At 75.3% G+C, this 2,371-nt stretch carries 3 protein-coding genes and 1 pseudogene; all 4 read left to right on the plus strand.

Annotation, left to right across the window (positions count from 1 at the left end):
• Window positions 1–171 (plus strand): annotated as a pseudogene (locus AC2VNT_RS03560) (enoyl-CoA hydratase/isomerase family protein); the annotation flags it as partial.
• Between the two features lie 149 nt (window positions 172–320).
• Window positions 321–1,208: a nitrite reductase gene (locus AC2VNT_RS03565; protein WP_486945547.1), complete on the plus strand. Its 888-nt coding sequence runs from the start codon at window positions 321–323 to the stop codon at window positions 1,206–1,208.
• Window positions 1,205–1,885: a precorrin-8X methylmutase gene (locus AC2VNT_RS03570; RefSeq protein ID WP_486945548.1), complete on the plus strand. Its 681-nt coding sequence runs from the start codon at window positions 1,205–1,207 to the stop codon at window positions 1,883–1,885. Before AC2VNT_RS03565 ends, AC2VNT_RS03570 begins: the two co-directional genes overlap by 4 nt.
• Window positions 1,882–2,371, plus strand: a 490-nt coding sequence (locus tag AC2VNT_RS03575) for an SAM-dependent methyltransferase (protein WP_486945549.1), incomplete at its 3' end; no start/stop codon positions are given. The genes AC2VNT_RS03570 and AC2VNT_RS03575, both read left to right, overlap by 4 nt.

A 2,371-nucleotide genomic window follows, 5' to 3' on the forward strand; every position in this document is an offset into this window, starting at 1 on the left:
GCCGCGGTCGGCATCGTCGACGCCAGCGCCGCCGAGGGGGCGGTGACCGCCGCCGCGGTGGGGCTGCTGCGTCCGCTGGCCGGCAAGGACCGCGGCACCCTGGGCGCGATCAAGACGACGATGTTCGGCCCGGCGGTGGCGGCGCTGAGCGGCGCGGTAACCGGCAGCTGAGCTCGGCTCCGGCCGGGCGGCGAGCGAGATCACCCCGCCACCGTCGGCGGCCGAAGCCCACTTCTACTATGAGGTCGTGTCCGTGAGCTGGATGACATCATTCGCCGGCGGGAGCCCCCGCGCCGGAAGCCGCCCGTAGCCTGACCGCGATGACGCTGCCTGCGACCGGCGCTCTTCGTACCCGCCGCGACCTCTGCCCGGGTGCGCTGCGGCCCTGGCCCGCCGAGGACGGGATGCTGGTCCGGCTCCGCCTCGTCGGCGGCGACCTGCCCACCGCATCGCTGCGCCGGCTGCTGGCGGTCAGCGCGGAGTACGGGGACGGCCGGGTGCACCTGACCAAGCGGGCCAACCTGCAGCTCCGTGGGCTGCCCGGGAACCACGGACGGCTCACCCGCGAGGCGCTGCGGGGAATCGAATCGACCGGCCTGCTGCCGGTCCCGAGCCATGAGCGGGCCCGCAACATCCTGGTCTCGCCGCAATCCGGCCACGCGGGTGGCCGGGCCGACCTGCGCCGGGCCGCCCACCGGCTGGACGCCGCGATCTGCGCCGAGCCGACCCTGGCCGATCTGCCCGGCCGGTTCCTGTTCACCCTGGACGACGGGCGCGGCGACCTGCTCGACCGGCTGACCCGGCCCGGAAACCGCGGCACCGACCTCGGCTTGATCGCCCTGGACGACGGCACCGGCCAACTGCGACTCGGCCGGCACTGGGGGCCGGTCGTCCGGCTGGTCGATGCACCCGGGCGGCTCGCCGCCCTGGCGGCGGAATTCATGGCCCGCCGCGGTGCCGGCCGGCAGGCGGCATGGCACGTGCGCGAGCTGGCCACCCCGCTGGGCACCCGCGCCGGACCGGACCCGCGCATGCCCGGGCCGGCCGGACCGCTGCGCTACGGCCCGGTGCCCGGCGGCATCCACCTGCGGGTGCCCGACGGAATCCTCACCCCGAGCCGGGCCGCAGAGCTGCCGGACGCCGGCGGCGTCATCGTAACCCCGTGGCGCGGCATATTCGTCCCATCCGCCGCCGCAGGCCCGCGATGAGCGGGGCGATCGGCCGGCAGCCGGCCCGGCCGCCGAAGCGTTACCGCTACGTCGACGACGGCCCGGCGATCTACGCCGACTCGTTCGCCACCATCCGGCGCGAAACCGACTTCGCCGGCATCCCGGCGGACGCCGAGCAGCTGGCCGTGCGGATGATCCACGGCGCCGGCCAGACCGGCCTCGTCGACGACCTGGCGATCCATCCGGACGCGGTGGCCGCCGGCCGACGCGCGCTCGCCGGCGGCGCCCCGATCATCTGCGACACGTCGATGGTGGCCACCGGCATCACCGCCGGCCGGCTGCCGGCAGCCAACCCGGTGCACTGCCTGCTGCACGACCCGCGGGTGCCCGAGCTGGCCGCCGCCTGGCGCACCACCCGCACCGCGGCCGCCGTCTCGCTGTGGGAGCCGATGCTGGCCGGCGCCGTCGTCGCCATCGGCAACGCCCCCACCGCGCTGTTCCACCTGCTGGAGATGATCCTCGCCGGCAGCGCCCGGCCGGCGGTCGTCGTCGGCTGCCCGGTGGGATTCGTCGGCGCCGCAGAATCGAAAGCCGCGCTGGCGGCGTTCGCCGCCGAGCACGGCATCGACATCCCGTTCGTCACCGTCCGCGGCCGGCGCGGCGGATCGGCGATGACCTCGGCCGCCGTCAACGCCCTGGCATCGGACGCCGAGTGACCGGCCGGTTCTACGGCGTGGGCCTGGGGCCCGGCGACCCGGAACTGATCACCCGCAAGGCTGCCCGGATCATCGGCGAGGCCGACGTGGTCGCCTACCACGCCGGGGTGAACAAACACTCCTACGCCCGGCAGATCGCCACCGACCTGATCCGCGCCGGCGTCGTCGAGGAGGAGCTGCGCTACCCGATCACCACCGGGACCACCGACCACCCCGGTGGCTACGCCGGTGCGATCGCCGACTTCTACGAAGAGTCCACCGCGCGGCTCGCCGCCCACCTCTCCGCCGGGCGCACCGTCGCGCTGCTCACCGAAGGCGACCCGCTGTTCTACGGCTCCTACATGTACATGCACGACCGGCTCGCCGGCCGCTTCCCCACCGAGGTCATCCCGGGTGTGCCGGCGTTCGCCGCGGCCACCGCCGCCACCGGCGCACCGCTGGTCCGACAGACCGACGTGCTGACCATCCTGCCCGGGACCCTGCCGG

It is taken from the genome of Mycobacterium sp. TH-M15 (assembly GCF_057473705.1).